This is a genomic window from Paenarthrobacter nicotinovorans (assembly GCF_021919345.1).
Classification (GTDB): Bacteria; Actinomycetota; Actinomycetes; order Actinomycetales; family Micrococcaceae; genus Arthrobacter; species Arthrobacter nicotinovorans.
The window spans coordinates 2,227,482-2,250,237 of the sequence record NZ_CP089293.1 but is presented as its reverse complement, the minus strand read 5'-3'; the positions used below and the strand labels follow the sequence as shown (position 1 = coordinate 2,250,237).

Sequence of the window (22,756 nt, the reverse complement as noted above, 5' to 3'; positions counted from 1 at the left end):
CTCATCCTTCTCTCGTTGTCTCGGCCGGGGCCGAGTTATTTTCAGTTTCAAACTGCTGATCGTGCAGCAGAAGTTTTCGTTGCTTCGCGATCAGGACGTGCGGGACGTCAGCCAGATCGTGAATGCGATGATGACACCCAAGCCGGCAACCCACACGAACAGGCCTTCGGAGACCGGGCCGAGGGATCCAAGGTCAGCGCCACCCGGCGAACCATTGGCTTCAATGGTCTTCAGGAAGGTGATGATGTCGCGCTTGTCTTCAGGGGTGACGTTCGAGTCGTTGAACACGGGCATGTTCTGCGGGCCCGTGGCCATTGCCTCATAAATGTGCTGTGAGCTGACGCCTGCAAGAGCCGGAGCGAACTTGCCTCGTGTCAGGGCTCCACCAGCAGCAGCTGCGTTGTGGCACATGGCGCAGTTGACGCGGAAGAGTTCGCCACCCTTGGCAGCGTCTCCCTTGCCGTCCAGGAGGTGCTCTTCCGGAATGGCCGGGCCTGCGCCAAGGGATGCAACATAGGCAGAGAGCTGCTTGGTCTGCTCTTCATTGAACTGGGCGGGCTTCTGCTGGGCCTGCGGGCCGTTCATCTGCATGGGCATACGACCGGTACCAACCTGGAAGTCAACCGCAGCAGCACCCACGCCGACCAGCGAGGGGCCGTCCTGGGTTCCGCTGGCACCCATGCCGTGGCAGGTGGCGCAGTTGGCGGCGAAAAGCTTGCCGCCTTCTTCTACGTCACTGGCGCTGTAGCTTGTGGTGTCGGCCTTGGCCTGGTTGACAGATGTGGCAACGGCGTACAGCCCACCAGTGAGGAGGAGGCCCATCAATAGCAGCGCTATGGCTGCCAGTGGGTGACGTCGCTTCTGCGAGAGTGCCTTCACGTGGTGGTTCCTTTATTCGATCCTGCGTCGGCTCCGTGAGCCGCTTCTTGAAATTCTGCCTCTTGTAGAAAAAGAGTCAAGCCGGGCTTACTTGAGGACGTAGATGACCAGGAAGAGGCCAATCCAAACAACGTCAACGAAGTGCCAGTAGTACGAGGTGACGATTGCCGACGTCGCTTCAAAGTGTCCGAACTTCTTGGCCGCAAACGCACGGCCGATGATGAACAGGAAAGCGATCAGGCCGCCGATGACGTGGAGGCCGTGGAAGCCCGTGGTCATGTAGAAGGCGGAGCCGTAGGCATTGGAGGACAGGGATACGTGCTCGGATACGAGCATGGCGTATTCCGTCGTCTGCCCGGCAACGAAGAAGGCACCCATGATGAAGGTGAGGGTAAACCATTCGGTCATGCCCCAGCGGGTGAACTGCAAGAGCCCGCCGGTGCGGCGGGGTTCGAGCCGCTCGGCGGCAAAGACGCCCATCTGGCAAGTAAAGGAACTTGCCACAAGGACGATGGTGTTGACGAGCGCAAACGGGAAGTTGAGCTTGGCCGTCTCCTCGGCCCACATCAGTCCTGATGTGGATCGCAGGGTGAAGTACATGGCAAAGAGGCCGGCGAAGAACATCAACTCACTGGACAGCCAAACTACGGTTCCAACAGAAACCAAGTTAGGGCGGTTCAGCGTCGGGTGCGCCGGGGTACTGGGGGCATGGGTCGCAGATGTCACAAGGACATTATGTCTGTAAAAGTCCAGAGTTCCCAATGCAAACCACCGATTCGGGAGACTTTTTCTACAAAGACGCGAAATCGCGCGGAAAAGTTCCCGGCGTGGTTCACATTGGTCATCGGCGTGGCTGGCTCGATAGCATCAGGGAGTGACTTCTCCGGCATCGGCACCTGCAGCCAGCAATACCTGGCCAGGGCTCATCTCAGCACTGATCAACGGCGACGACCTTGCAGTGGACAACACAGCGTGGGCCATGAACACGATCATGTCCGGAGAAGCTACTCCATCGCAGATTGCAGGCTTCCTGGTGGCCTTGCGGGCCAAGGGCGAGACCGTTGAGGAGCTTGCTGGTCTGGTGGAGGCCATGGTCCAGCATGCCAATCCCATTTCGATCTCGGGTGAAAAGCTGGACATCGTTGGAACCGGCGGGGACCGCCTCAACACTGTGAATATCTCCACAATGGCGGCACTGGTGGCTGCGGGCGCCGGAGCCAAGGTTGTAAAGCACGGCAACCGGGCTGCTTCATCGACCTCGGGCTCGGCGGATGTCCTGGAGGCACTCGGTGTGCGCCTGGATCTGTCCATCGACCAGGTGGCGCGCAACGCGGAAGAGGCCGGAATCACGTTCTGCTTTGCTCAAGTCTTCCACCCCTCGTTCAGGCACACGGCAGTCCCTCGGCGGGAATTGGCCGTTCCTACGGCGTTCAACTTCCTGGGTCCCATGACCAACCCCGCACATGTCCAGGCATCTGCCGTGGGCGTGGCGAATGCGCGGATGGCGCCCCTTGTTGCCGGCGTGCTGGCCCGCCGCGGTAGCCGCGGCCTTGTGTTCCGTGGAGATGACGGGCTTGATGAACTTACGCCAACGGGGCCATCCACGGTGTGGGAGATCAGGGACGGTTCCGTGACAGAAGAGGTGTTCACACCTGCCGAGCTCGGTATCAAACCGTCCACCGTAGCGGACCTCCGTGGTGGGGACGCCACGGTGAATGCTGGCGTCGTCCGGGAAGTGCTTGACGGCAAGCCCGGTCCCGTCAGGGACGCGGTGCTCCTCAACGCAGCTGCAGGGTTGGTGGCATTCGATCTCCACGCTGACGGAAGCCTGCTGGACCGGATGCGGGCTGCCTTCGGCAGGGCAACTGAGTCGATTGATTCCGGGTTGGCTGCCGGAGTGCTGGCCAAATGGACGGCCCTCAGCCAAAGCTGATTTGGCTCACGTTCTTCCCGTGCGCAGGCTCAGTCCTTATTCAAAACCGAGGGCAAATGCGGCGTCCAGGTCATGCTGTGAGTAGGCGCGGAACGCAATGTGCGTGGTGGTATGGACCACTGAAGGCACCTTGGACAAGCGATCTGCAATGACGTCCGCGAGATCCTCGTGCTTGGACACCCGGGCAACAGCGATGAGGTCCCATTCGCCGGTGACTGAATAGACCTCGCTGATGCCTTGGATGGCCGAGATTTGTTCGGCGGTTTCCGGGATGCGCGAGGCATCGGTCTTGATCAGGACAAAAGCGGTGATCACGTGGGGCCTTTCCGGAAAAGCATCGTTGCGGACGCTCCCCAGCCTAGTGCATGTGCTGGTTGGAGGATCGGATCAGGCTCGGCGTTGCCGGCTTGCCGACACCCGACGGACCAACGCAATCACCGCACGGAAGCCAAGCAGGAAAACACCCAGGCTGATCAGCGCAACAATGACAAACGGCAGGACGACGGTTTGTCCCGTCACGGCCCTCAACATCATGCCGACGATCACGGCCGCGAGCCACACTGCCACGCCGGATGGCCAGACGGCGAACGGCGCACGCCACACCCGCAGGACAAGCCAGCCGAGCAACGCGCCTACCAGGAACGGCCATGCTGTGATGAAGGCGCCGGAAATAATGTCTCCGCGGGCATGGGCGTCACGGCCGATCGCAGCGAACACGAGAATCAGCAGAAGATCGGCGGCCGCGGCTGTAAGCCAGGATTTCGAGGTTGAAAGCATGATCCTGACAATATCGGGGGAGGAGGGCCACCGCGAAGTTGAGCGTTCCCCGAAAGTCGGTGTGCGGTGGACACTTGCGCGTAGTGCACCGCTGAGGCGACGATGACCGGGAGGGGCCGACAGCCCCCGCTCCGGGAGGTCGAATGAAACTGCTCCAGGTGGCCCAGCACGCCGGCGATCTGCAGCGGGCAGCTGCCTTCTACTCGGCACTGTTGGGCTCGGAACCGAAGGCGCTGTTCGACCCTCCCGGACTTCTGTTTTTCGATGTTGGCGGCGTGCGGCTGCTTCTGGAGGAGGCCGCGCCCTCATCCCTCTTGTATCTGGAGGTAGGTGACCTCCACGGCTTGGTGTCAGGTCTTAAGGAGCGCGGCGTCCGGGTCATATCTGAACCCCACATGATTTTCGCCCACGAAGACGACCTTTTGGGTCCTGCGGAGTCGGAGGAGTGGATGGCGTTCATCGAGGACAGCGAAGGCAATACGGTCGGGCTGGTCAGTCGGGTCAGGCCGGCGGGCGACTGACCTGGATTGGATGGTGCGCCCCCTGTTGCGACACTGTGCGTTGGGTCCGGCGTGCCAGTCTCCACCCGCCGTCGGGCATTGTTTGGACGAAACGGGGCTATTAGCCTCGTGTGGGGACGATCGGTTCCCAAGACCTTTGGAAGGTTGGCAGGATGCAGAAGATTTCCACTTGTTTGTGGTTCGACGGCCAAGCGGGGGAGGCAGCGGAGTTCTACACGTCGACGTTCGCAAATGCGTCCATGGGGCAGCCAATGCCGGGTCCCGATGGCACGGTCATCATGGTCGGATTCGAAATCGGGGGCCGGGAGTTCATGGCATTGAACGGAAGGCCGGGACTTGGCTTCACCGAGGCCATCTCCTTGGTTGTGAACTGCGAAAACCAAGATGAGGTGGATCGGTACTGGGACGCGCTGGTTGATGGGGGAGAGGAGGGCCGGTGCGGGTGGCTCAAAGACAAGTTCGGTGTCTCCTGGCAAATCATCCCGACCGCAATGCCCGAGTTTTTGAACGGTCCGGATGAGGCCGGATCCCGCCGTGCCATGGAGGCCATGATGACGATGGGAAAACTTGACCTGGCGGTGCTGAAAAAGGCCTACGACGGCGACTAGAAAGTTTGGGGGACAGGCGCCTCTGGGCGCTGTTAGCATTGCCGCACGGTGACGTGCGCACCCTTCATAACCATGAGGAGAACTGACTGATGACCACCCGCCTCAATCCATACATCTCGTTCCTCGACAACGCCAGGGACGCAATCAATTTCTATGAGTCCGTCTTCGGCGGCGAATTGACTCTTAGCACCTTCGGGGACTTCCAGGCCAGCCAAGACCCTGCGGAAGCCGATAAGGTCATGCACGCCCAATTGACGACGCCGAACGGCCTGACGCTGATGGCGGCAGATACGCCCAACGGCATGGAGTACAACCCGGGTAACAACATGTCTGTCTCCTTGAGTGGTGAAGCTGCGGACGATGCGGAGCTGCGCGGCTACTGGGAGAAACTTGTCGACGGCGGCACGGTCACCGTGCCGCTCGAGAGCGCTCCGTGGGGCGACACCTTCGGCATGTGCGTGGACAGGTTTGGCATCGCATGGTTGGTCAACATCGCCGGGGAACAACAGGCCCAATAGCGCCACTCTCCATGCCCGCTACGGCCATGCCGTAGCGGGCCGCGACAGGGATGCCCGTCCGGATAACCGGACGGGCATCCTTTTTGATTGCTGCTCCGGATGCGACTGACTCGCTTGTCACATAGTCAGTTGATAAAGTCACGAAAGTCGCAGGGTTGTCATAAACGAGACAACACTGTCAAGTAAATAACGGGCTAACTCCTTGTAACTGAGGCACTTGAAGCTTGTTTGGATAGTCCCGCGGTGATAGCGTTTCGCTGGCTGGACATATGGGGGATTCGGCAAGCATTTGGCTAAGACTTTTAGCGGCCCAATCATCACTTGAAATTCTTCATTAACCCAGGGGAAGCAAATGAGAAGAACTATTGCGACAATTGTGCTCGCAGGAACTGTCATGTTCGCTGGAGCCACGTCCTCCATGGCCAGTACCTACCCGGCGCCCGGCAATGAGCAGGGAACCGTTTCGGACGGCACGATCGATCGTGGTGAAACGATCACCTTTTCCGGCGGCGGATACATCCCAGGCGAGACTGTCAACGTTAGTTTCGAGAAGAGAGGTGGCCCGCGGGGGAGCGCCCCAGCCAACTTCGGCGTCATCGCCGACGGCAATGGCACCATCTCCACAAACATAACCTTCGACAACGCCGGCAATTACATGATTTCCGCCGTCGGTGCCACATCCGGCAATATTCGTTCGGCGCGCGTGGCAGTGAATAACGGCAACCACGGACGCGGAAATAATGGCAATGGCAAGGGCGGCTCTGATTTCGTTGCTGTCTCCAGTGTTACTGATGCTGGAGCGGCAGTTGGTGTGGCGGATTCGAGTGCCGACTCCGGCATGGTCATATGGGGGCTGGTTGGTGCCGGTGTGCTGGCGGCGGGCGCGGCGTCCGTGGTGGTCGTGCGTCGTCGTGCGGGTACCAGTACGACAGATTAGAAGACTTTCATAACGCGGGGTGGGTGTTCCTTGAGGGATCACCCACCCTGATCACTTTCAACATTGGAGTGAATTCCCGTTTTGATTTCTTTTGCGTTCGTGCGAAGACCATCGCTGCGCATTCTTTGTTATTACTGATTTCGTCAATATAACCGGATGACTGTAGTGCCGGGCGACCCTCTGGTTTCCAAGCGGCGACTCGATGTGGCGTAGGCGGGGAGCGGAGAGTCATCCGTCTAGCCGGGCCCTCTGAGACTTTACTTTACATAATGTAGATTATCGGCGTTCGAGACTAGGGGGTAGAAGTAGCTTCGAGAACTCCCGACTTCAGGATTTCGTTTCCTAATGCCTGCCTGCAACACAAACCCCGTCACTGCTGCACTAACTCTTCGGCGGTATCGCTGTGGTCACGTTGAGGAGATGAATACGGTGGAAAGACGGCTGGTCAGAGACGCTCTGCGCATCGGGGTGTTGGTTCCCTGATGACTCGAGTTCTGGAATCAGGTCCACGAAGCGAACTACGCGTTCGGCTCAGTGAATCGGTGGGTGCATTGCTTTGGCTGTTGTGGCGGCCTTCTTCCATGACGATCCTCCTGGCATTGCTGGCGGTGCTGCTTCGCGTCTACGGCGTCCAGCAAGCCAATGACCTGTTCATTGACGAAGTAACGTATGCGGAAATGGCCAGGCAGATGGCGGAGGGCCAACTTCCGTCTATTCTGGGGTCTCCTTTCTTCCTTCATCCCCCGGGGCTGTTTGCGCTCGACGGAATGGTCATTGGAGTGTTGGGGCTAGGTGGCGGCCCCATGGACCTGGCCCTGCAGTTGCGGTGGGTCAACGCAATTGTGGGCGTCATGACGGTAGTCGTCTGCGTTCTGCTGGTGCGCCGGCTCGTCGGCCTGGTACCTGCAGTTTTCGCCGGTGCGATCCTGGCAAGTGACCCGTTTGTGCTGCGCATGGACGGCCGATTGATGATGGAGACCCCAGCGGGGCTGGCCGTACTTACAGGTTGGCTGCTGGTCCTGATGGCTCTGGGTCAAGCGCCAGGTCGCCGGCGTGTGCTGCTGGAAGTTGCCGGCGGATTCGCTTTTGGACTGGCACTGGTGACCAAGGACATGACTGTCATGTTCACGGTGGGTCCTCTCCTGTCTGCCGTGCTGTGGCGCCAAACGCTTCGAGCAATGACCGCCATGAGGATCTTCGCCTGTGCACTGGTCCCCTACCTGGTGTATCTCTGCGTGATTGCCTCTGCAGGTTTGCTTCCTGCGTTCGTGGACCAGAAGACAGTAGGTGTCCTCAGGATTACCGGTGTTATGCAAATGACCGGCTTCAATTCAGTGACGGGCACGGACCTTACCGGACGTCTCGTGGAACTCGCCGGCCGGTTCGGCACCAGTTACATACTCCTTGGACTTTCGCTGGTGTCCGGCGCACTGGCGTCCTTGTCCCGGGTCCAAATTCGCCGCATCATCGGCGTGTACTCGTTCATCAGCGGCATCGTTGGCGCATATTCCGTCTTCTTCGGGGCTGCCGAGGAGCAGTTCGGCTATTGTGTGGTGCTTGCCTCCCTGATTTCCACTCCTGTCGCCGCGACCATGGTGCTTGAACGGCGACCCGCAGCCCGAACTTTTCTCGTTACTGCCGCGGCGCTGATGAGTGTCATCAGCCTTGCCCTCGGATTGCAGGCAAGGCTGACTGTTGATGACGGGCTGGTGCGCGCACGCGACTTTCTGACCACCCGGCTGCCTTCCGACTCACAGGTGGGCCTGACCACCGTGACTGAAGAATTCGCGCTGCTGCCACACACTAACTGGGAGGTCCTGCCTTCCTTGAAGTCGCTAAGCGACCGGGGCGCTGAATATGTCCTGACCCAGGGCAGGCAATTGCGCGAGGGATACGGCTACGCAGCTCCTGAGCTCGTGGAGTGGCTGAAGGCAAACGCTGAACCGGTCTACTCCTTTACCGGACCCACCTCGGGCGAGACTGTTGTCTGGCGCCTTGACCGATCGAAGCTGGACGCAGCAGTCGAAGCCGGGCACACGATCCCGCCTGTGACCGGCGGCTATCCGTAGAACGCCAGGTCAAACAACAGAGGTCATGCGCCTACGTAAGCGGCCAAGTGTTTGCCGGTCAGTGTTGCTTTTCCAGCCACAAGCTCAGCCGGCGTTCCTGCGAAAACTATCCTGCCGCCGTCGTGACCCGCACCAGGGCCAAGGTCGATGATCCAGTCGGCGTGAGCCATGACCGCCTGATGGTGTTCGATCACAATGACGGATTTCCCGGACTCGACCAAGCGGTCCAACATGCCCAGCAGGTTTTGGACATCCGCCAGGTGCAAACCCGTGGTGGGCTCATCGAGGATGTAAATGTCGCCCTTCTCGGACATCTGCGTGGCCAGTTTGAGCCGTTGCCGCTCACCACCTGACAACGTGGTCAATGGCTGGCCCAACGTCAGGTAGCCAAGCCCGACATCGGCGAGCCGGTCCAGGATCTTGTGGGCCGCAGGCGTTCGCGCTTCCCCCTCGCTGAAGAAGCCTTCAGCCTCGTTGACCGACATTGCAAGCACTTCTGCAATATTGCGCTCCCCCAGCTTGTACTCCAGAACGGAGGCCTGAAAGCGCTTTCCTTCACATTCCTCACAAGTCGATTCGACTGTCGCCATGACGCCGAGATCCGTATAGATGACGCCGGCGCCATTGCACGTTGGGCAGGCGCCCTCGGAGTTCGAACTGAAGAGGGCCGGCTTCACGCCGTTGGCCTTGGCAAAGGCCTTGCGGATGGGTTCGAGCAGGCCGGTGTAGGTGGCAGGATTGCTCCTTCGGGATCCTCGGATGGCACCTTGATCGATGACCAGTACGCCATCGCGCTTGGCCACCGATCCGTGGATCAGTGAACTCTTTCCGGATCCCGCAACCCCGGTCAGGACGCACAGGACACCAAGGGGAATTTCCGCGTCCACGCTCTGAAGGTTGTTGGTTGAAGCGCCGCGGACTTCCAATTGTCCTTTGGCCTTACGGAATGTGGCCTTTATGGAGGCGCGGTCGTCAAGATGCCTCCCGGTAATGGTGTCACTCCCCCGCAGCCCGTCCAGGTCGCCCTCGTAGCACACCGTGCCGCCGCCGGTACCAGCCCCCGGACCAAGGTCGATGATGTGGTCCGCGATGGCGATGCTTTCCGGCTTGTGTTCGACCACCAGTACGGTGTTGCCCTTGTCCCGCAGTTGGAGCAGCAACTGGTTCATCCGCTCAATGTCGTGGGGGTGTAGCCCGATGGTTGGCTCGTCGAACACATAAGTGATGTCGGTCAGGGACGAACCCAGATGCCGGATCATCTTGGTGCGCTGGGCCTCACCCCCGGACAGGGTGCCAGCCGGGCGGTCCAGCGAAAGGTAACCCAGGCCGATGTCCGCGAAGGAGTCCAGGAGATGCTGCAGTCCCTTGAGCAGGGGCGCGACTGAGGGCTCATCGAGCTGGCGGATCCACTCAGCGAGATCGGTGATCTGCATTGTGCACACGTCAGCGATGCTCTTGCCTTTGATCTTGGAAGACCTGGCCTCCGGACTCAACCTGGTGCCCTCGCACTCAGGACAGGTGGTGAATGTGATGGCCCTCTCCACAAAGGCGCGGACGTGGGGCTGCAGAGCGTCAACGTCCTTGGAAAGCATCGACTTTTGGATCTTCGGGATCACGCCCTCGTAGGTGAGGTTGATTCCTTCCACCTTGACCTTGGTGGGCTCCCGGTAGAGAAGGTCGTGGAGTTCCTTTTTGGTGAATTTGGCGATCGGCTTGTCCATGTTGAAGTAGCCTGTACCGCTGAAGATGCGTCCGTACCAGCCATCCATGCTGTAGCCGGGAATCGTGAGCGCGCCTTCGCTGAGCGATTTGCTCTCATCGTAAAGAGCTGTGAGGTCGAAGTCGTTGACCGAGCCCATGCCTTCGCAGCGTGAGCACATTCCACCGAGGCGGTTGAAGGAGGCTTTCTCCGTTTTGGTCCTGCCCTCGCCGCGATCCACAGTGATCGCCCCGCTCGCCTTTACCGTGGGGACATTGAAGGAATACGCGTTGGGAGATCCAATGTGGGGCTGTCCGAGGCGGCTGAAGAGAATGCGGAGCATGGCGTTGGCATCTGTGGCCGTGCCCACCGTTGAACGGGGGTTGGAGCCCATTCTCTCCTGGTCCACGATGATCGCCGTCGTCAGTCCTTCAAGCACGTCCACATCAGGTCGTGCCAAAGACGGCATGAAGCCCTGGACAAACGCGCTGTAGGTTTCATTGATCATGCGCTGCGATTCTGCAGCAATGGTGGCGAAAACCAGGGAGCTCTTGCCGGATCCCGAGACGCCGGTAAACACCGTCAGCCGTCGCTTCGGAATTTCGACGCTGACATCTTTCAGGTTGTTTTCGCGGGCGCCCTGGACCCTGATGAGGTCGTGGGTATCGGCAATGTTCATCGCGGGAGATTGCGTGTCCGAACCGGCAGCAATAGTCATGGTTTCTCCGTCCGTTGGGCGACACTGTCCAACAGTCCCCCGTCGGCGTCGCCTGGCTCTCCTTGACCGACCTCGGTCAATACGATTGATTCTGCCATTGTCTTCCCGGCTTTACTCACTAAGAATGAAGCATGCCGGTATACATGAGGTCCCTCGAAACCGCAGTTCCCCCTACGATTCTGGTCCAGGAGCAGGCGCGTGAGGTGTTTGCCGCCCAGCCGGGCCTGACGCGGCTGGGTACCCGGCTTGTCACCACATGCTTTGATTCGGCCGCTATCGACACCCGTTTCACCGCCGTTGAGGAGTTGAGCCTCGATGCCAACCCCGAAAATCCGAAGTTCTTCGATCCTGAAACCAACAGGGTCCTGAGTCCCAGCACCAAGGTCCGCAACGAAATCTTCGCCACCGAAGCAACCAAGCTGTTCGTCGAGGCCGGCAAGACAGCGGTCGCGCAGGCCCAAGGCATCGATCTGGATGACATCACGCACGTGATCACCGTGTCCTGTACCGGCTTCTTCAACCCTGGACCCGACTACAAGGTGGTCAGGGCGCTGGGCCTGAATCCGGCAGTTCAGCGCTACCACCTGGGCTTTATGGGCTGTTATGCCGCATTCCCCGCCATGAAGGCGGCAAAGCAGTTCTGCCTTGCTGACCCGGAGGCGGTTGTCCTGGTGATCTGTGTTGAACTCTGCTCGCTCCATGTCAGGACATCGAACGACCCGGACACCATCATGGGTTCGGCCATCTTCGGCGATGGCGCGGCAGCGGCGGTCATTTCCGCCAGGGAGCCGGAGGGCGAAGAGCCAGTGATCCGGCTGGACCACTTCGAAACGGTTCTGACGCCGGTCGGCGAGGAAGCCATGGCATGGAACATCGGAGACGAAGGTTTTGAGATGGTCCTGGGCTCCTATGTGCCCCACATCATCGAAGAACACATCACCGGCGCGCTGGAGCCCTTGCTGGCCAAGGAACCGGAACTGGCCGGTTCGCCCTACAGGGACATCACCCACTGGGCCATCCATCCCGGCGGGCGCAGCATCCTTGACAAGGTCGAGTCCAAACTGGAATTGACGCAAGAACAGTTGGTACCTGCACGGGAGACTCTCAGGGAATACGGCAACATGAGCAGTGCCACAGTGTTGTTCGTCCTGAAGTACATAATGGGACAGGCGGCCAGCCAACGCGAGGAGCGGATCTGCTCCATGGCATTCGGCCCCGGCCTTACGGTGGAGACGGGCCTCTTCACGCTGGTCTCCCCCGCTCTGTGAGTCCCTGGGGGTCCCTCAGGGAAAGGGACCTGGACAGCATTGAGGACATGGACAGGCCGGACTGCGATCCGCTGCTGCTCAGCCGAACCTATGCCAGGTTTCCCGTCGTCAACAGGCTGCTTTCAGGATGGCGCCGGACGTACAAGCGCCGCATCCGTCCGCTGCTGGCGGAGACGGGTCATGCATCCTTGCTGGACATAGGAAGCGGCAGCGGTGACGTGGCCCGCAGTCTGGCGCGATGGGCGCGCCAGGATGGATTCACCCTGTACGTGACTGCCGTCGATCCGGATCAACGGGCCCATGCTTTTGCGACGCACTTACCCGGGGACGAAAGGGTTACATATCGTCTGGCCCACAGTTCCGAGCTGGTTGCGGAGGGCCTTGCATTCGATGTCGTGATCTCCAACCACATCCTTCACCACCTGGATGCCCGGCAGTTCGCCGCGGTCCTGCACGATTCGGAACTGCTGTGCACGCGACTGGCGCTGCACAACGATCTGCAACGAAGCAACGTCGCCTACATTTTGTTCCTGGCCGGCTTTTGGCCTCTGGGCTGGGGCTCGTACATCGTCAGGGACGGCTTGCTGTCCATCAGGCGGAGCTACACGATGGCTGAATTGCGATCCGCCATCCCGCCCGCATGGACAGTCGAAAGCAACGGACCTTGGCACAACATGCTGGTCCACCAGCACCAAGGATCGGGGAACCGCAACCGTGCTTGACGTGGTGATTGTCGGAGCGGGTCCGGTGGGCTTGTTTATGGGCCTGCGGCTGCTCCGGAGCGGCCACAGGATCCGTATCCTGGAACGCAGGAGTGCCGGAAGCGCACGTTCCCGCGCCATCGGGATCCATCCTCCGGCGCTGGCAGCGTTGGAGCGCGCGGGAGTCTCCGGGCAGCTGGTGCAGGCCGGGGTCAGGATCAAACGGGGCGTTGCCTACAGCCGGGGCCGTAAAGTTGCCGAACTTCCCTTCACCGGGGACTCCGCGTTCCCTTTCATTCTGGCCGTTCCGCAGGCGACCACGGAGAAGGTGCTGGAGGACGCGGTGCTGGCAGTCGACCCGGCAGCGATCGTCCGAGGCATCGACGTCCGGGAAACGCGCGACGACGGAACTGCTGTTCGCGTTCTGGCCCACCCGACGCCGGGGAGCCGGGAGTACCGGGCCCGGCTGGTGATTGCAGCTGACGGCGCGCATTCATCACTGCGACGGCGTCTTGTCCCGGACATCGCACCACGGACTTATCCGGACTCGTACCTTATGGGAGACTTCCCTGACGCCACTGGGCATGGCGCTGATGCGGTGCTGTATCTGGAGCCGGAAGGGATCGTTGAATCATTCCCCCTGCCGGCAGGTGTCCGCAGATGGGTGGTGAGGCTCGGTGCGCCGGCAACGGATGCGACGGCGGTCGGGATGGCTCGGTTGGTCGAAGCCAGGACGGGTGAGGTGCTGGAGGTAGCCGGAAATACGATGCTCAGCGCTTTTGACGTCCAGTCGCGCTTGGTCCGTCAGATGGTGCACGGGCGGGTGGTCCTCCTTGGTGACGCCGCCCACGAAATCAGCCCCATCGGCGGCCAGGGCATGAACCTTGGGTGGCTGGATGCTGCAGCCTTGGCTCCCATCGTCGATGCCGCATTGGCCGGAAACGGTGTCGGGAAGGCGCTGCAGGTCTTCGAAGGGGTCCGGAGGAAAGCCGCGGTCCGGGCGTCGCGGCAGGCCGGGCTCAACATGGCCTTGGGCCGGCCACTGCCACCAGCTGCCATGGCGGCGAGGAACAGGGTGTTTGCGGGTCTTTTGGAGGTGCCCGGCGTGGCCGGGGTGGTGGAGCGGCGCTTCACCATGCGGTAACTATTCCGGCGCCGTGTAGTAGCAGTCGTAGGTGTCCTGGCTGATGATCAGGCCATCCCGTAGCTGGAAGATGGCCGTGCTCCTGGCGCGGATGGTGTCGCCACGGTCCCAGTGCGGGAGATCCAGGAGCAGCGTTGCCGACCAATTCATCTCAAGGACGACACGGTCTTCCTCAGTGGTAGTGCGGACAATCTCGAAGCGCTGGTCCGCCACGATGTCCTGGCTGTGGTCAGCGCCGGAGAGGGTTTCCGCAAGGTTCCGTGTGGAGCCTGTCTTGGACAGCGCGTGGGGCCATTCGGTGAGCTTGAAGTCCTCAGCCAGGAAAGGCCGCAACGCAGCTGAGCCACCGCCGGCTTCAACTGTTCGGACGAACCCGAGCACGTGTTCCAAGGGCGTGGGATTGGTCATTCTTCGAGCCTAGCCCACTGACAAAGACACCCACGGATATAGGCTCGTTCCATGACGCATCAACCCCATCCCGGAGCTTCAAGCCCCGCTGCAGATTTCAATCCCCTCCAGATCCGGGATGCCGTCCGACGGTTGCTCGATAGTGAGGAACTCCCGGCCATCGTCCAGGCGGGGCACCCGGTGTTGCGTCAGCATGCCGCGCCGTACGACGGCCAGCTCGACGACGTCGAACTGCTGGCGTTCATTGACCGGATGCGCGATGCCATGCATGCAGCCCCAGGGGTCGGCCTCGCCGCGCCCCAGGTGGGCATCCCGTTGCAGTTGGCGGTCCTGGAGGACAAATACGAGATTGATCCGGTGTCCGCCTCCGTGCGGCACAGGGAACCGTTGGAGTTCTTCGCCATTGTCAACCCGAAGTACCGTCCGTTGGGCACGGAAACCTCGGCATTTTACGAGGGATGCCTCTCAGTCCAGGGCTACCAGGCAGTTGTGGACCGACACAGCAATGTTGAGTTGTCCTTTGTGACCCCCGCCGGCGAGCCTGTGGAGGAATGGTTCTCCGGATGGCAGGCCCGCATTGTGCAGCACGAGACCGACCACCTTCATGGCGTCCTCTACCTGGACCGTGCCGAGATCCGCTCCCTGGCCAGCAACGCCGAACACACCGCGCGTTGGGCCTCGCCCGACATTGATGAGGCACGCCGGTCGCTCGGCTTCCTTCCCTGAAGCCGGGCGCCGCTCCGGTTCCCTACTCCGCAGCTTTGTTTCCGGCGGTCGGGAGGTACTTGGCCCACCAGCTGAGGATGTGCTCAAAGCGTTGTCGGCGGTGGTGCGGTGTACCCGAACGGGACAACTCGTGGTCCTCACCCGGAAAGACCAGCAGGGCGGTCTCAACCCCTTGCGCCTTCAACTGTGCATAGTAGCGCTGGCCTTGTTCGATAGGGCAGCGAAGGTCATTTTCGCTGTGCACCACCAGCGTCGGTGTTTGCACATCCGCGATGAAGGCCATGGGACTTTGGGCCAGCATCTGCTCCATTGACCCTCCGGTGTATTCCCTGCCAAAGAACCAACCAATGTCCGAAGAACCCGCAAAGCTGACCGGGTCCAGGAAACCCCGCTCCACGATCGCAGCCTTGAAGCGATGATGATGCGCGATGATCCACGCAGTCAGGTAACCGCCGTAGGAGCCGCCCATGATGCCCACATTCCCGGGGTCCAGGGATTTCCGCGATGCCAGGGCAGCGTCGAGGAAGGCCATCACATCCTGCATGTCCAGGGTGCCCATGCGCCCCTTGATGGCTCGCCCGTGCTCCTGGCCATAGCCGGACGACCCGCGGGGATTGCACATCACCACCGCGTATCCGGCCGCGGCATAAACCTGGGCCTCGTCGAAGAGCGCTCCCGTGTACTGGGCGAACGGTCCGCCGTGGATGTTCAGAAGGACCGGATGCGGTCCCGGGCCCTCCGGTATGACGAGCCAACCGTGGACAGCATGTCCGTCGCTGGATTCAGCCTCGAAATCCAGGGGCTCAATGACCGTGGAGTTGTTCCGAAGGGCTCCTGAGAAATCCGTCAGGAGGCGAAGCTCACCACGCTCCAGCGTTGCGACATCTCCAGCAGTGGACGCGTCGGAGAGGCTTACCGCGATTTCTCCGTTTGCGGCAACTGAAGCCCCGATGACAACCCGGGCGCCGTGCACCAGCGGGGTGATGTCGCCGTTCGCGATGACTTCAAGGAGTTCAACGCTGCCCAAAGCCGTGTTGAGGACCAGGACACGGTCCGGTCCGCTTGGTTCCAGGGGCCCGGAAACATCCAGGTGCTCCACATCAGTCAGGGCTACAGCCTCTCCCCCGGCCGACGGCATCACATAGAGCACGGAGTTCCGCGCCACAAAGTCCCGGCCGGTATCACCCAGTTCCTGGGCGATGTAGAACAACCACTTGCCGTCCGCGGAGGGGCGCACATCGGTGACGGTCTGCGGTGTCCGGTTGGCGGGTTCGACGACGACCGGCTCCCCGCCGGCAGCATCAACCCTGTAAACAGAGGTGACCAGATCGTCGTCGTGTCCTTCATGCAGTGCCGCTACGAAGTAGAGCCGGCCACTGTCCGCAGAAAACGCCGGCGATGTGTGGTCGGCGTCCCCAAAAGTGAGCTGCAGGGCGGCGGGCAGGCCGGGCAGCTCCAGAGTTGGCTGCTCGTGGGCCGCCCTGCCGCGCGGAAGGACTGCGGGTTCGCCGCCCAATTCCGGGACCTCGACGACAAACAGCTGTTGCCGCTGGTCGGCGGTGTATCCAACACCGTTCATCATGTATTGGTTTGCGGTGATGAGACGGGCATCTTCGGCACCCAGGGTCACGTCGTCAACCGTTCCGTAGCGTCCCCGTTCGGGGACCCGCGCCAGGAAGGCGATTCGGTGCGAATCCGGCGCCCAAACGAAGCTGTCAACCCCCGCAGCTTGGTTCGTGATCCGCTGTGGTTCCCCGCCGGCCGATTCCACCACGAACAGCTGGGGTTTACCGCCGGGGTCGCTGCGCAGGAAGGCCAGGACCAGCCCATCCGGTGAGAATGACGGTGCAGTGTCGCGGAACCCCCGGGTGATGCGGCGCGGGTACTTGGCGTTGTCCAAAGGCACTGACCAAAGCTGGCCTACATAAGTGTCAGCGTCAAAATCCGGTCTCGTGACGGACACCACCGCCTTGGTCCCGTCGGGGTGGATGGCAGGGGCGGACACGGAGTTCAACAGGGGCAGCTGCTCGGGTTTCACGTTGGTGAGCCTAGCCCGGCGCCTCGTCCCGCGGCTCCAGACACTCCGTCCCACCGTAGGATTGAAGCCATGTTGTCCGACGCCGTCCCCGCCTTGCGCTGTCCCGTGTGCCAAGGACTTTTCGAGTTAAGGGAAGGCCGGCCGGCCACGCTTGCCTGCCGGAACGGACACCTGTTCGATGCCGCCAAACAGGGCTACTTCAATTTCCTGACCGGGAAAGGCACCGTCTTCGAAGCTGATACGGCGGAGATGGTCGCTGCCAGGTTCCGGTTCCTGGAAGGCGGGCACTATGCGGGTCTGGCCACGGCGTTGGCCGGCATGGCGGCTGAGGCGCTTCAGGGGCCGGAGACACTGGTTCTCGACGCCGGAACGGGCACCGGCCACTACTTGCGCAGCGTTATTGAAGCGACAGGCTCAACCGCCGTCGGCATGGATATTTCCAAATTCGCGCTTCGTCGTGCAGCCCGCCTCAACCCGCTAGCGGCCAATGTTGTATGGGACATCTGGCGTCCATTGCCCATGGCGGACAACTCGGTGGACGTGGTGACGGTTGTGTTCGCCCCGCGGAACCCTTCGGAGTTCGCGCGGGTGCTTCGGCCCGGAGGAAGCCTCCTGGTGGTGACTCCACGGCCCGGCCACCTGCAGGAGATCGCAGCCAGGACGGGAATGCTCAGCATCGAAGAAGGCAAGGAGGAACGGCTGGCGGAGTCGATGAGCGGGTATTTCGATTCTTCCGCGAGCCACTGCCTTGACTTGCCCTTGGTGCTGGACGGAAACGAGGTAGCCGACCTCGCCTTCATGGGCCCTGCCGGCCACCATTTGCAGCAGGAACAGTTGTCAGGGCTTGCAGCTTCCGAGGAGCCGGTGCCCGCCACCGCGAAGTTCCGGATCAGCGTGTTCACTGCGTCCTGACGCCCGACGACACGTCGGGCTAGGATGGAGGAACAGCGACTGTGATCCCGCTCGCGGGATCCGGGACCAAGGGGGAACGATGTTTGAATGGCTCGGCGAGAATTGGTGGGCTCTCTGGCTCACAGTCTTCCTCGCGTTCGCAGTGGTGGAGATGCTGACTCTCGACCTCTTCTTCATCATGCTGGGCGGCGGTGCGCTGGCAGGCCTGATAGCCGACTTCGCCGGCGCCGACTTCTGGCTGCAGATCGTCATTTTCTGCGTGATTTCCCTTTTGATGATCGTTTTCGTGCGGCCAGTGGCTTTGAACCACCTGCGCAAGGGACCCACAGAACAGCTTTCCAACATAGACCGGCTCATCGGCCAGCCTGCCCTCGTCATTGAAGCCGTGAGCAGCACCAGCGGGCTGGTAAAAATCGGCGGCGACGTGTGGAGCGCGCGCAGCGCCGCCGGCGTCATTGACGCCGGGGCAACGGTCCAGGTCACCAAGATTGACGGAGCGACGGCGGTGGTCGCTTCGGCTGCCGACAACAGCTCCCGCTGACGTTTAGTCGCACTCGGATTTCAGGCCGTTGCCGGACCGGGGCAACCTGCCCGCGCACAGCCTCATCAAACCACGCAATTGGGGAACGAAGGAGATGTATGGACGGCTTAGGAGGAACAGCAGCGGCAATTGTGCTGATTGTTCTCGTTATTTTTGTCATCATCGTATTGGTCCGTTCGGTAAGGATCATCCCGCAGGCACGTGCCGGCGTCGTTGAACGGCTCGGAAAGTACCAGCGCACGCTCAACCCGGGACTGACAATCCTGATTCCGTTTGTCGACCGGCTCCTGCCGCTGCTCGACCTGCGCGAACAGGTAGTCTCCTTCCCGCCGCAGCCGGTCATTACCGAGGACAACCTGGTGGTCTCGATTGACACCGTGGTCTACTTCCAGGTCACTGATCCCAGGGCCGCGACATATGAGATCGCCAACTACATCCAGGCCGTTGAACAGCTGACAACCACCACGCTTCGTAACGTGGTGGGTGGACTGAACCTTGAGGAAGCACTCACATCCCGCGACCAGATCAATGGTCAGCTGCGTGGCGTACTGGACGAAGCAACAGGCCGCTGGGGAATCCGGGTGTCCCGGGTGGAACTGAAGGCGATCGACCCGCCCCACTCCATCCAGGACTCGATGGAAAAGCAGATGCGTGCAGAGCGTGACCGCCGCGCAGCCATCCTGACCGCCGAGGGTACCAAGCAGTCGCAGATCCTCACCGCGGAAGGCCAGCGCCAGGCTGCCATCCTCGCAGCTGAGGGTGACGCCAAAGCCGCCATCCTCCGGGCAGACGGTGAAGCACAGGCCATCCAGAAGGTCTTCGATGCTATCCACAAGGGCAACCCGGACCAAAAGCTGCTCGCCTACCAGTACCTTCAGACGCTTCCGAAGATCGCAGAGGGCAGTTCGAACAAACTCTGGATCATCCCGAGCGAAGTTGGCGAGGCCCTCAAGGGCATCGGCGGTGCGCTTGGTGGGAACAGCCCCGACTCCCCTGTCGCGGGCCTCTTCGACGGAGGCTCGAAGACCCCGGAGCCGGTAGGGACAGTGGAACCACCACGTCCCGCCGAGTAGTTCCTGTCCCGTAGGGACAACGCGAGCGGCCAGCCATTCCGGCTGGCCGCTCGCGGCGTCTCCGGGCTTTTGAGTACTCAGCGAAGATCAGCGTATAATGGGATATTTGTCCGGCTGGTTCAGCGTGGACGGAACATTAAAGCTTGGCCAGGCGTTGCAATTAGTGATGCAAGGTGTGCAGAAGTAGTCCGTAGGGATCGTGAAAACGGCTTACGGCTAGCGCGGAGTTCCTGCTCCGCGAACAGACAGAGGGAGTAATCATGAGCGATCGCAGCCTGCGGGGTATGCGTCTTGGCGCCCAAAGCATGGAAACTGAATCCGGCGTTGAACCGGCACCGCGTCAGCGGGTCGAGTACCGTTGCGAGGATGGCGAGCAGGTCTTCGTAACCTTCTCCTCCGAAGCAGAGATCCCTCCCGTTTGGGTTTCCAAAACGGGGAAGGAAGCGCTCCTGGTCGATGGCGAGCGTCCCGTGGACGCCAACGAGAAAGCCGTCCGTACCCACTGGGACATGCTGCTGGAACGCCGCAGCCTTCCTGAGCTGGAGCAGATCCTCGAGGACCGCCTCAACATCCTTCGTGAGCGCCGTGGAGAACGCCGCTCCGCATAGCCGCTAACGGCAAGCCTTTTGGGCATAGTTTCCAAGACAACAGCAAAGGCCGGGTCTGGTTCCTGATGGAACCGGACCCGGCCTTTCTTGTGCCTGCTACTTCGCGGCTTCGGGTGACTTGCGGGTGATTTTCGCCCAGCGTGCAGCCAGGCCCCACTTGGTGACGTTGATCATGGCTTCCACCACGATGTTGCCACTCATCTTCGAGGCTCCGAGCTCCCGTTCCACGAACGTAATGGGGCGCTCCTCGATGCGAAGGCCAAGCTTGGCCACTCGCCAGGCCAGGTCAACCTGAAAGCCGTAGCCTACTGACTCGACCTCGTCCAGGTTCAGTGCCTCGAGGGTGCTGCGGCGGAACGCCCGGTATCCACCGGTGACGTCCTTGATCTTGACGCCAAGCATGATGCGGGCGTAGGTGCTGCCGACGCGGGAGATGGCCTGGCGGTAGAGGGGCCAGTTCACGACACTTCCGCCAGGAACCCAGCGGGAACCCATGGCGAGATCCGCACCGTCCCGCACGGCGTCGAGGAGGAGGGGAAGCTGCTCGGGCTTGTGCGAACCATCCGCGTCCATTTCGACGAGGACGTCGTAACCGGCGGCCAGACCCCACTTGAAGCCTGCGATGTAGGCGGCCCCCAAGCCTTCCTTGCCCTTGCGGTGCAGGACATGAACCTGGCTGTCCTCAGCGGCGAAGTCGTCGGCAAGCTTTCCCGTGCCGTCAGGGCTGTTGTCGTCGACCACCAGGACGTCGGAGTCGGGTACCGCTGCGCGCAGCCGTCCCAGCGTCACGGGGAGCGATTCCAGCTCGTTGTAGGTGGGAATGATCGTCAGGACACGCAAGAAGAGGCCTTTCCTTGATGGAGCGGTCAGTGTGCCGGACCAGCCTGGCAGCTGGCGTTCTGGCGCAACTCTCCATTATAGGACGACGGCGGCCATGACTTTTGCGTCTGTGGTGCCGGCCACAGGGCACAGTGGCAGTCCCTGATCTTGGCTTGCAGACGGAACGACTAGACACGAAGGGATTCGTGAGCGAACAGTTCACGGCCCTCACGGACAGTTTGGAGGCAGCGGGGGTCCGACCCTGTGTCGAGGGCGGGCAGGAGCGGTGTCCGTGCGCGGGGATCCGTGCTCCATGACTGTACCCGGCTGTCAGCAACCTGGACCATCAGCTCTTCCACTTCCCACACGGCGAAACTGGCCGGTGCGCCAGGTACTAGTTGCCCCATTAGGGGGTTCCTGTGCTTGGCCGCCCGCCATCCTGCGCGCGTGTGTCCCAGAAACGCCGCGCGCGCCGAGATGCGTTGTTCCGGGTTGCTGTGTTCGAGGCAAGCGCGCACGCTGGACCAGGGCCGGAGTGCAGTGACAGGGCTGTCGCTGCCAAAAGCAATCGGTACGCCACTGGAGTAGAAGGACGCGAACGGGTTCATGCCGGCGCTCCGGCTGCCAAGGCGTTGCTCGTACAAGCCACCAGCTGCGCCCCAGGCGGCGTCAAAGCCAGGTTGGACGCTGACTGTCACGGAGTACTTCGCCAGCCTGTCTATGGCGGACTGGTCAGCCAGCTCCACGTGTTCAAGCCTGTGCCCCGCTGCCCGGATGCGCTGCTCCCCCACTTCTGCCGCCGCGGCATCCAGGGCATCCAGTACCGCCGCCAGGCCGGCGTCGCCGATCACATGGAATCCTGCCTGCACGCCCAGTGCCGACGTGGCGGCGAGGTGTTTGCTTGCCTCGTCGACCGAAAGGTAGAGGCTGCCGCGCTGCCCAGCGGCGTCGGAGTAGTCGTCCAACAGGGCAGCTGTGCGCGAACCGATGGAGCCGTCCATGTTGAGGTCCCCGGCGAGGCCAAGGACGTTGGTGCCCAAGTCATCCAGGATGGCCTTGGCGTGCTCCTGCGAGGACGCCAGTTCGCCCCAATAAGGGAGCACCTCCGGTTGGTCCCCGCCGTCGTTCCAGGACACGGCGGTCCTGAGGTCCTCGGGACCGCAAATATGTGGCGCGGACATCTCGGCCATGGCTACATAGCCGTGCGCAGCGGCTTCCCGCAGGGCTTGTTCCTGGTACCGGCGCCGTTCTTGCTCCGGGAAGTTCCGCGCAGTCAGGCGGGCCGCTGTATGCGCTGCCCGCACCACACGAGCAGTGCCTGTGAAGCCGTCGAGTCCTTCGAGTCCGGCGGCCGCGGCAAGTGAGGGTGAAACCAGTGCAGAGTGAACGTCAACGCGCGACAAATATACGTGCCGGTCACCTGCGGCCCGGGAAATTTGTTCAAGGCTGGGCAGTGTGGGGTTGTCCCACTTCGTCTCATCCCAACCATGGCCAAGGATGGTGCCCGTACCACCCGCGGTGGCAACGGCGTCGAGCAGTTCCGCAGCGGAACGGACGGTGCCGAGCTGGAGGCCTGCGAGGGCCACGCCGGTTTCCGTCAAATGGACGTGGGAGTCCACAAACCCGGGGGCCAGCAGGGCGCCCCGAAGATCGATGATCTCCATGGACGAATCGGCAATGGAGGTCGCAGCTTGTTCGGAGCCCACCCAAGCCACGGTGTCTCCGTCCACCACCATGGCCGTTGCAAAGGGATCCGCCGCCGTATAGATCGAACCATTGCGGTACATGGTGACCTTGCGGCCGGATCCGTTGGGGTGCTGGCCGGCAGACGCGCCTGGCTGGTTCATGCTGTGGGCTCC

Annotated in this window: 23 protein-coding genes; 14 read left to right on the top strand and 9 right to left on the bottom strand. The window is 61.6% G+C overall.

What is annotated here, in order from left to right; genetic code table 11:
• Positions 1 to 90: 90 nt before the first annotated feature.
• Both qcrC and ctaE read right to left on the bottom strand, forming a co-directional pair.
• A complete protein-coding gene (qcrC, locus tag JMY29_RS10490) occupies positions 91 to 879 on the bottom strand; it encodes a cytochrome bc1 complex diheme cytochrome c subunit (protein ID WP_018777678.1) in 789 nt (262 codons plus the stop codon).
• Positions 880 to 966: 87 nt separating this feature from the next.
• Positions 967 to 1,605, bottom strand: coding sequence for an aa3-type cytochrome oxidase subunit III (gene ctaE, locus JMY29_RS10485; protein WP_079581410.1), 639 nt, complete (start codon positions 1,603 to 1,605; stop codon positions 967 to 969).
• A gap of 148 nt (positions 1,606 to 1,753) precedes the next feature.
• Here ctaE and trpD point away from each other — a divergent pair, with 148 nt between their 5' ends.
• A complete protein-coding gene (trpD, locus tag JMY29_RS10480) occupies positions 1,754 to 2,812 on the top strand; it encodes an anthranilate phosphoribosyltransferase (RefSeq protein WP_018777676.1) in 1,059 nt (352 codons plus the stop codon).
• A gap of 36 nt (positions 2,813 to 2,848) precedes the next feature.
• Here trpD and JMY29_RS10475 read toward each other — a convergent pair whose 3' ends face one another.
• A complete protein-coding gene (locus tag JMY29_RS10475) occupies positions 2,849 to 3,127 on the bottom strand; it encodes an Lrp/AsnC family transcriptional regulator (RefSeq protein ID WP_018777675.1) in 279 nt (92 codons plus the stop codon).
• 72 nt (positions 3,128 to 3,199) lie between these two features.
• Entirely contained in the window at positions 3,200 to 3,589 is a 390-nt protein-coding gene (locus JMY29_RS10470; RefSeq protein WP_039241318.1) for a DUF3054 domain-containing protein, read from the bottom strand.
• Between the two features lie 143 nt (positions 3,590 to 3,732).
• On the opposite strand from JMY29_RS10470, the gene JMY29_RS10465 reads away from it, so the two are divergent.
• From JMY29_RS10465 to JMY29_RS10445, 5 genes are all read left to right on the top strand, one after another.
• A complete protein-coding gene (locus JMY29_RS10465; RefSeq protein WP_018777673.1) occupies positions 3,733 to 4,110 on the top strand; it encodes a VOC family protein in 378 nt (125 codons plus the stop codon).
• A gap of 152 nt (positions 4,111 to 4,262) precedes the next feature.
• Complete coding sequence (locus JMY29_RS10460; RefSeq protein ID WP_018777672.1) at positions 4,263 to 4,718, top strand: VOC family protein; 456 nt, start codon at positions 4,263 to 4,265, stop codon at positions 4,716 to 4,718.
• 89 nt (positions 4,719 to 4,807) lie between these two features.
• Positions 4,808 to 5,236: a VOC family protein gene (locus JMY29_RS10455; protein WP_189075541.1), complete on the top strand. Its 429-nt coding sequence runs from the start codon at positions 4,808 to 4,810 to the stop codon at positions 5,234 to 5,236.
• A gap of 418 nt (positions 5,237 to 5,654) precedes the next feature.
• Entirely contained in the window at positions 5,655 to 6,173 is a 519-nt protein-coding gene (locus tag JMY29_RS10450; RefSeq protein ID WP_229778584.1) for a hypothetical protein, read from the top strand.
• 581 nt (positions 6,174 to 6,754) lie between these two features.
• The gene (locus tag JMY29_RS10445) at positions 6,755 to 8,242 is read left to right on the top strand and encodes an ArnT family glycosyltransferase (protein ID WP_229778585.1); all 1,488 of its coding nucleotides are present in this window, start codon (positions 6,755 to 6,757) and stop codon (positions 8,240 to 8,242) included.
• Positions 8,243 to 8,265: 23 nt separating this feature from the next.
• Here JMY29_RS10445 and JMY29_RS10440 read toward each other — a convergent pair whose 3' ends face one another.
• Positions 8,266 to 10,659 carry an ATP-binding cassette domain-containing protein gene (locus JMY29_RS10440; RefSeq protein ID WP_189075542.1) on the bottom strand — a complete coding sequence of 798 codons (2,394 nt, stop codon included), beginning with the start codon at positions 10,657 to 10,659 and terminating at the stop codon, positions 8,266 to 8,268.
• A gap of 131 nt (positions 10,660 to 10,790) precedes the next feature.
• Here JMY29_RS10440 and JMY29_RS10435 point away from each other — a divergent pair, with 131 nt between their 5' ends.
• From JMY29_RS10435 to JMY29_RS10425, 3 genes are read left to right on the top strand one after another with little or no spacing between them, the layout of a single operon-like run.
• Complete coding sequence (locus tag JMY29_RS10435; RefSeq protein WP_189075543.1) at positions 10,791 to 11,927, top strand: type III polyketide synthase; 1,137 nt, start codon at positions 10,791 to 10,793, stop codon at positions 11,925 to 11,927.
• A complete protein-coding gene (locus JMY29_RS10430; protein WP_189075544.1) occupies positions 11,924 to 12,649 on the top strand; it encodes a class I SAM-dependent methyltransferase in 726 nt (241 codons plus the stop codon). The genes JMY29_RS10435 and JMY29_RS10430 overlap by 4 nt, the downstream gene beginning before the upstream one ends.
• Positions 12,642 to 13,772 carry an FAD-dependent oxidoreductase gene (locus JMY29_RS10425; protein WP_189075545.1) on the top strand — a complete coding sequence of 377 codons (1,131 nt, stop codon included), beginning with the start codon at positions 12,642 to 12,644 and terminating at the stop codon, positions 13,770 to 13,772. The genes JMY29_RS10430 and JMY29_RS10425 overlap by 8 nt, the downstream gene beginning before the upstream one ends.
• Here the strand turns inward: JMY29_RS10425 and JMY29_RS10420 are convergent, their stop codons facing one another.
• Positions 13,773 to 14,180 carry a nuclear transport factor 2 family protein gene (locus JMY29_RS10420; protein ID WP_018777664.1) on the bottom strand — a complete coding sequence of 136 codons (408 nt, stop codon included), beginning with the start codon at positions 14,178 to 14,180 and terminating at the stop codon, positions 13,773 to 13,775.
• 51 nt (positions 14,181 to 14,231) lie between these two features.
• Here JMY29_RS10420 and JMY29_RS10415 point away from each other — a divergent pair, with 51 nt between their 5' ends.
• Positions 14,232 to 14,906 (top strand): peptide deformylase, encoded by a 675-nt coding sequence (locus tag JMY29_RS10415; protein ID WP_018777663.1) that lies wholly within the window; start codon positions 14,232 to 14,234, stop codon positions 14,904 to 14,906.
• A 22-nt stretch (positions 14,907 to 14,928) separates the two neighbouring features.
• Here the strand turns inward: JMY29_RS10415 and JMY29_RS10410 are convergent, their stop codons facing one another.
• A complete protein-coding gene (locus JMY29_RS10410; RefSeq protein ID WP_189075546.1) occupies positions 14,929 to 16,944 on the bottom strand; it encodes a S9 family peptidase in 2,016 nt (671 codons plus the stop codon).
• Between the two features lie 69 nt (positions 16,945 to 17,013).
• Between JMY29_RS10410 and JMY29_RS10405 the strand changes: the two genes are divergently transcribed.
• The 4 genes from JMY29_RS10405 to JMY29_RS10390 all read left to right on the top strand — a co-directional run bounded on the left by JMY29_RS10405 (position 17,014) and on the right by JMY29_RS10390 (position 20,078).
• Entirely contained in the window at positions 17,014 to 17,856 is an 843-nt protein-coding gene (locus JMY29_RS10405) for a methyltransferase domain-containing protein (protein WP_189075547.1), read from the top strand.
• 79 nt (positions 17,857 to 17,935) lie between these two features.
• On the top strand, positions 17,936 to 18,397 hold the full coding sequence (locus tag JMY29_RS10400; RefSeq protein ID WP_189075548.1) for an NfeD family protein: 462 nt from the start codon (positions 17,936 to 17,938) through the stop codon (positions 18,395 to 18,397).
• Positions 18,398 to 18,495: 98 nt separating this feature from the next.
• Positions 18,496 to 19,470, top strand: a complete 975-nt coding sequence (locus tag JMY29_RS10395; RefSeq protein WP_018777659.1) for an SPFH domain-containing protein — start codon at positions 18,496 to 18,498, stop codon at positions 19,468 to 19,470.
• Positions 19,471 to 19,730: 260 nt separating this feature from the next.
• The gene (locus tag JMY29_RS10390) at positions 19,731 to 20,078 is read left to right on the top strand and encodes an RNA polymerase-binding protein RbpA (RefSeq protein WP_011774875.1); all 348 of its coding nucleotides are present in this window, start codon (positions 19,731 to 19,733) and stop codon (positions 20,076 to 20,078) included.
• A 96-nt stretch (positions 20,079 to 20,174) separates the two neighbouring features.
• On the opposite strand, the gene JMY29_RS10385 is transcribed toward JMY29_RS10390, so the two are convergent.
• Positions 20,175 to 20,918, bottom strand: coding sequence for a polyprenol monophosphomannose synthase (locus JMY29_RS10385; RefSeq protein ID WP_039241307.1), 744 nt, complete (start codon positions 20,916 to 20,918; stop codon positions 20,175 to 20,177).
• 167 nt (positions 20,919 to 21,085) lie between these two features.
• Complete coding sequence (locus tag JMY29_RS10380; RefSeq protein ID WP_079581422.1) at positions 21,086 to 22,744, bottom strand: amidohydrolase; 1,659 nt, start codon at positions 22,742 to 22,744, stop codon at positions 21,086 to 21,088.
• Positions 22,745 to 22,756 lie beyond the last annotated feature (12 nt).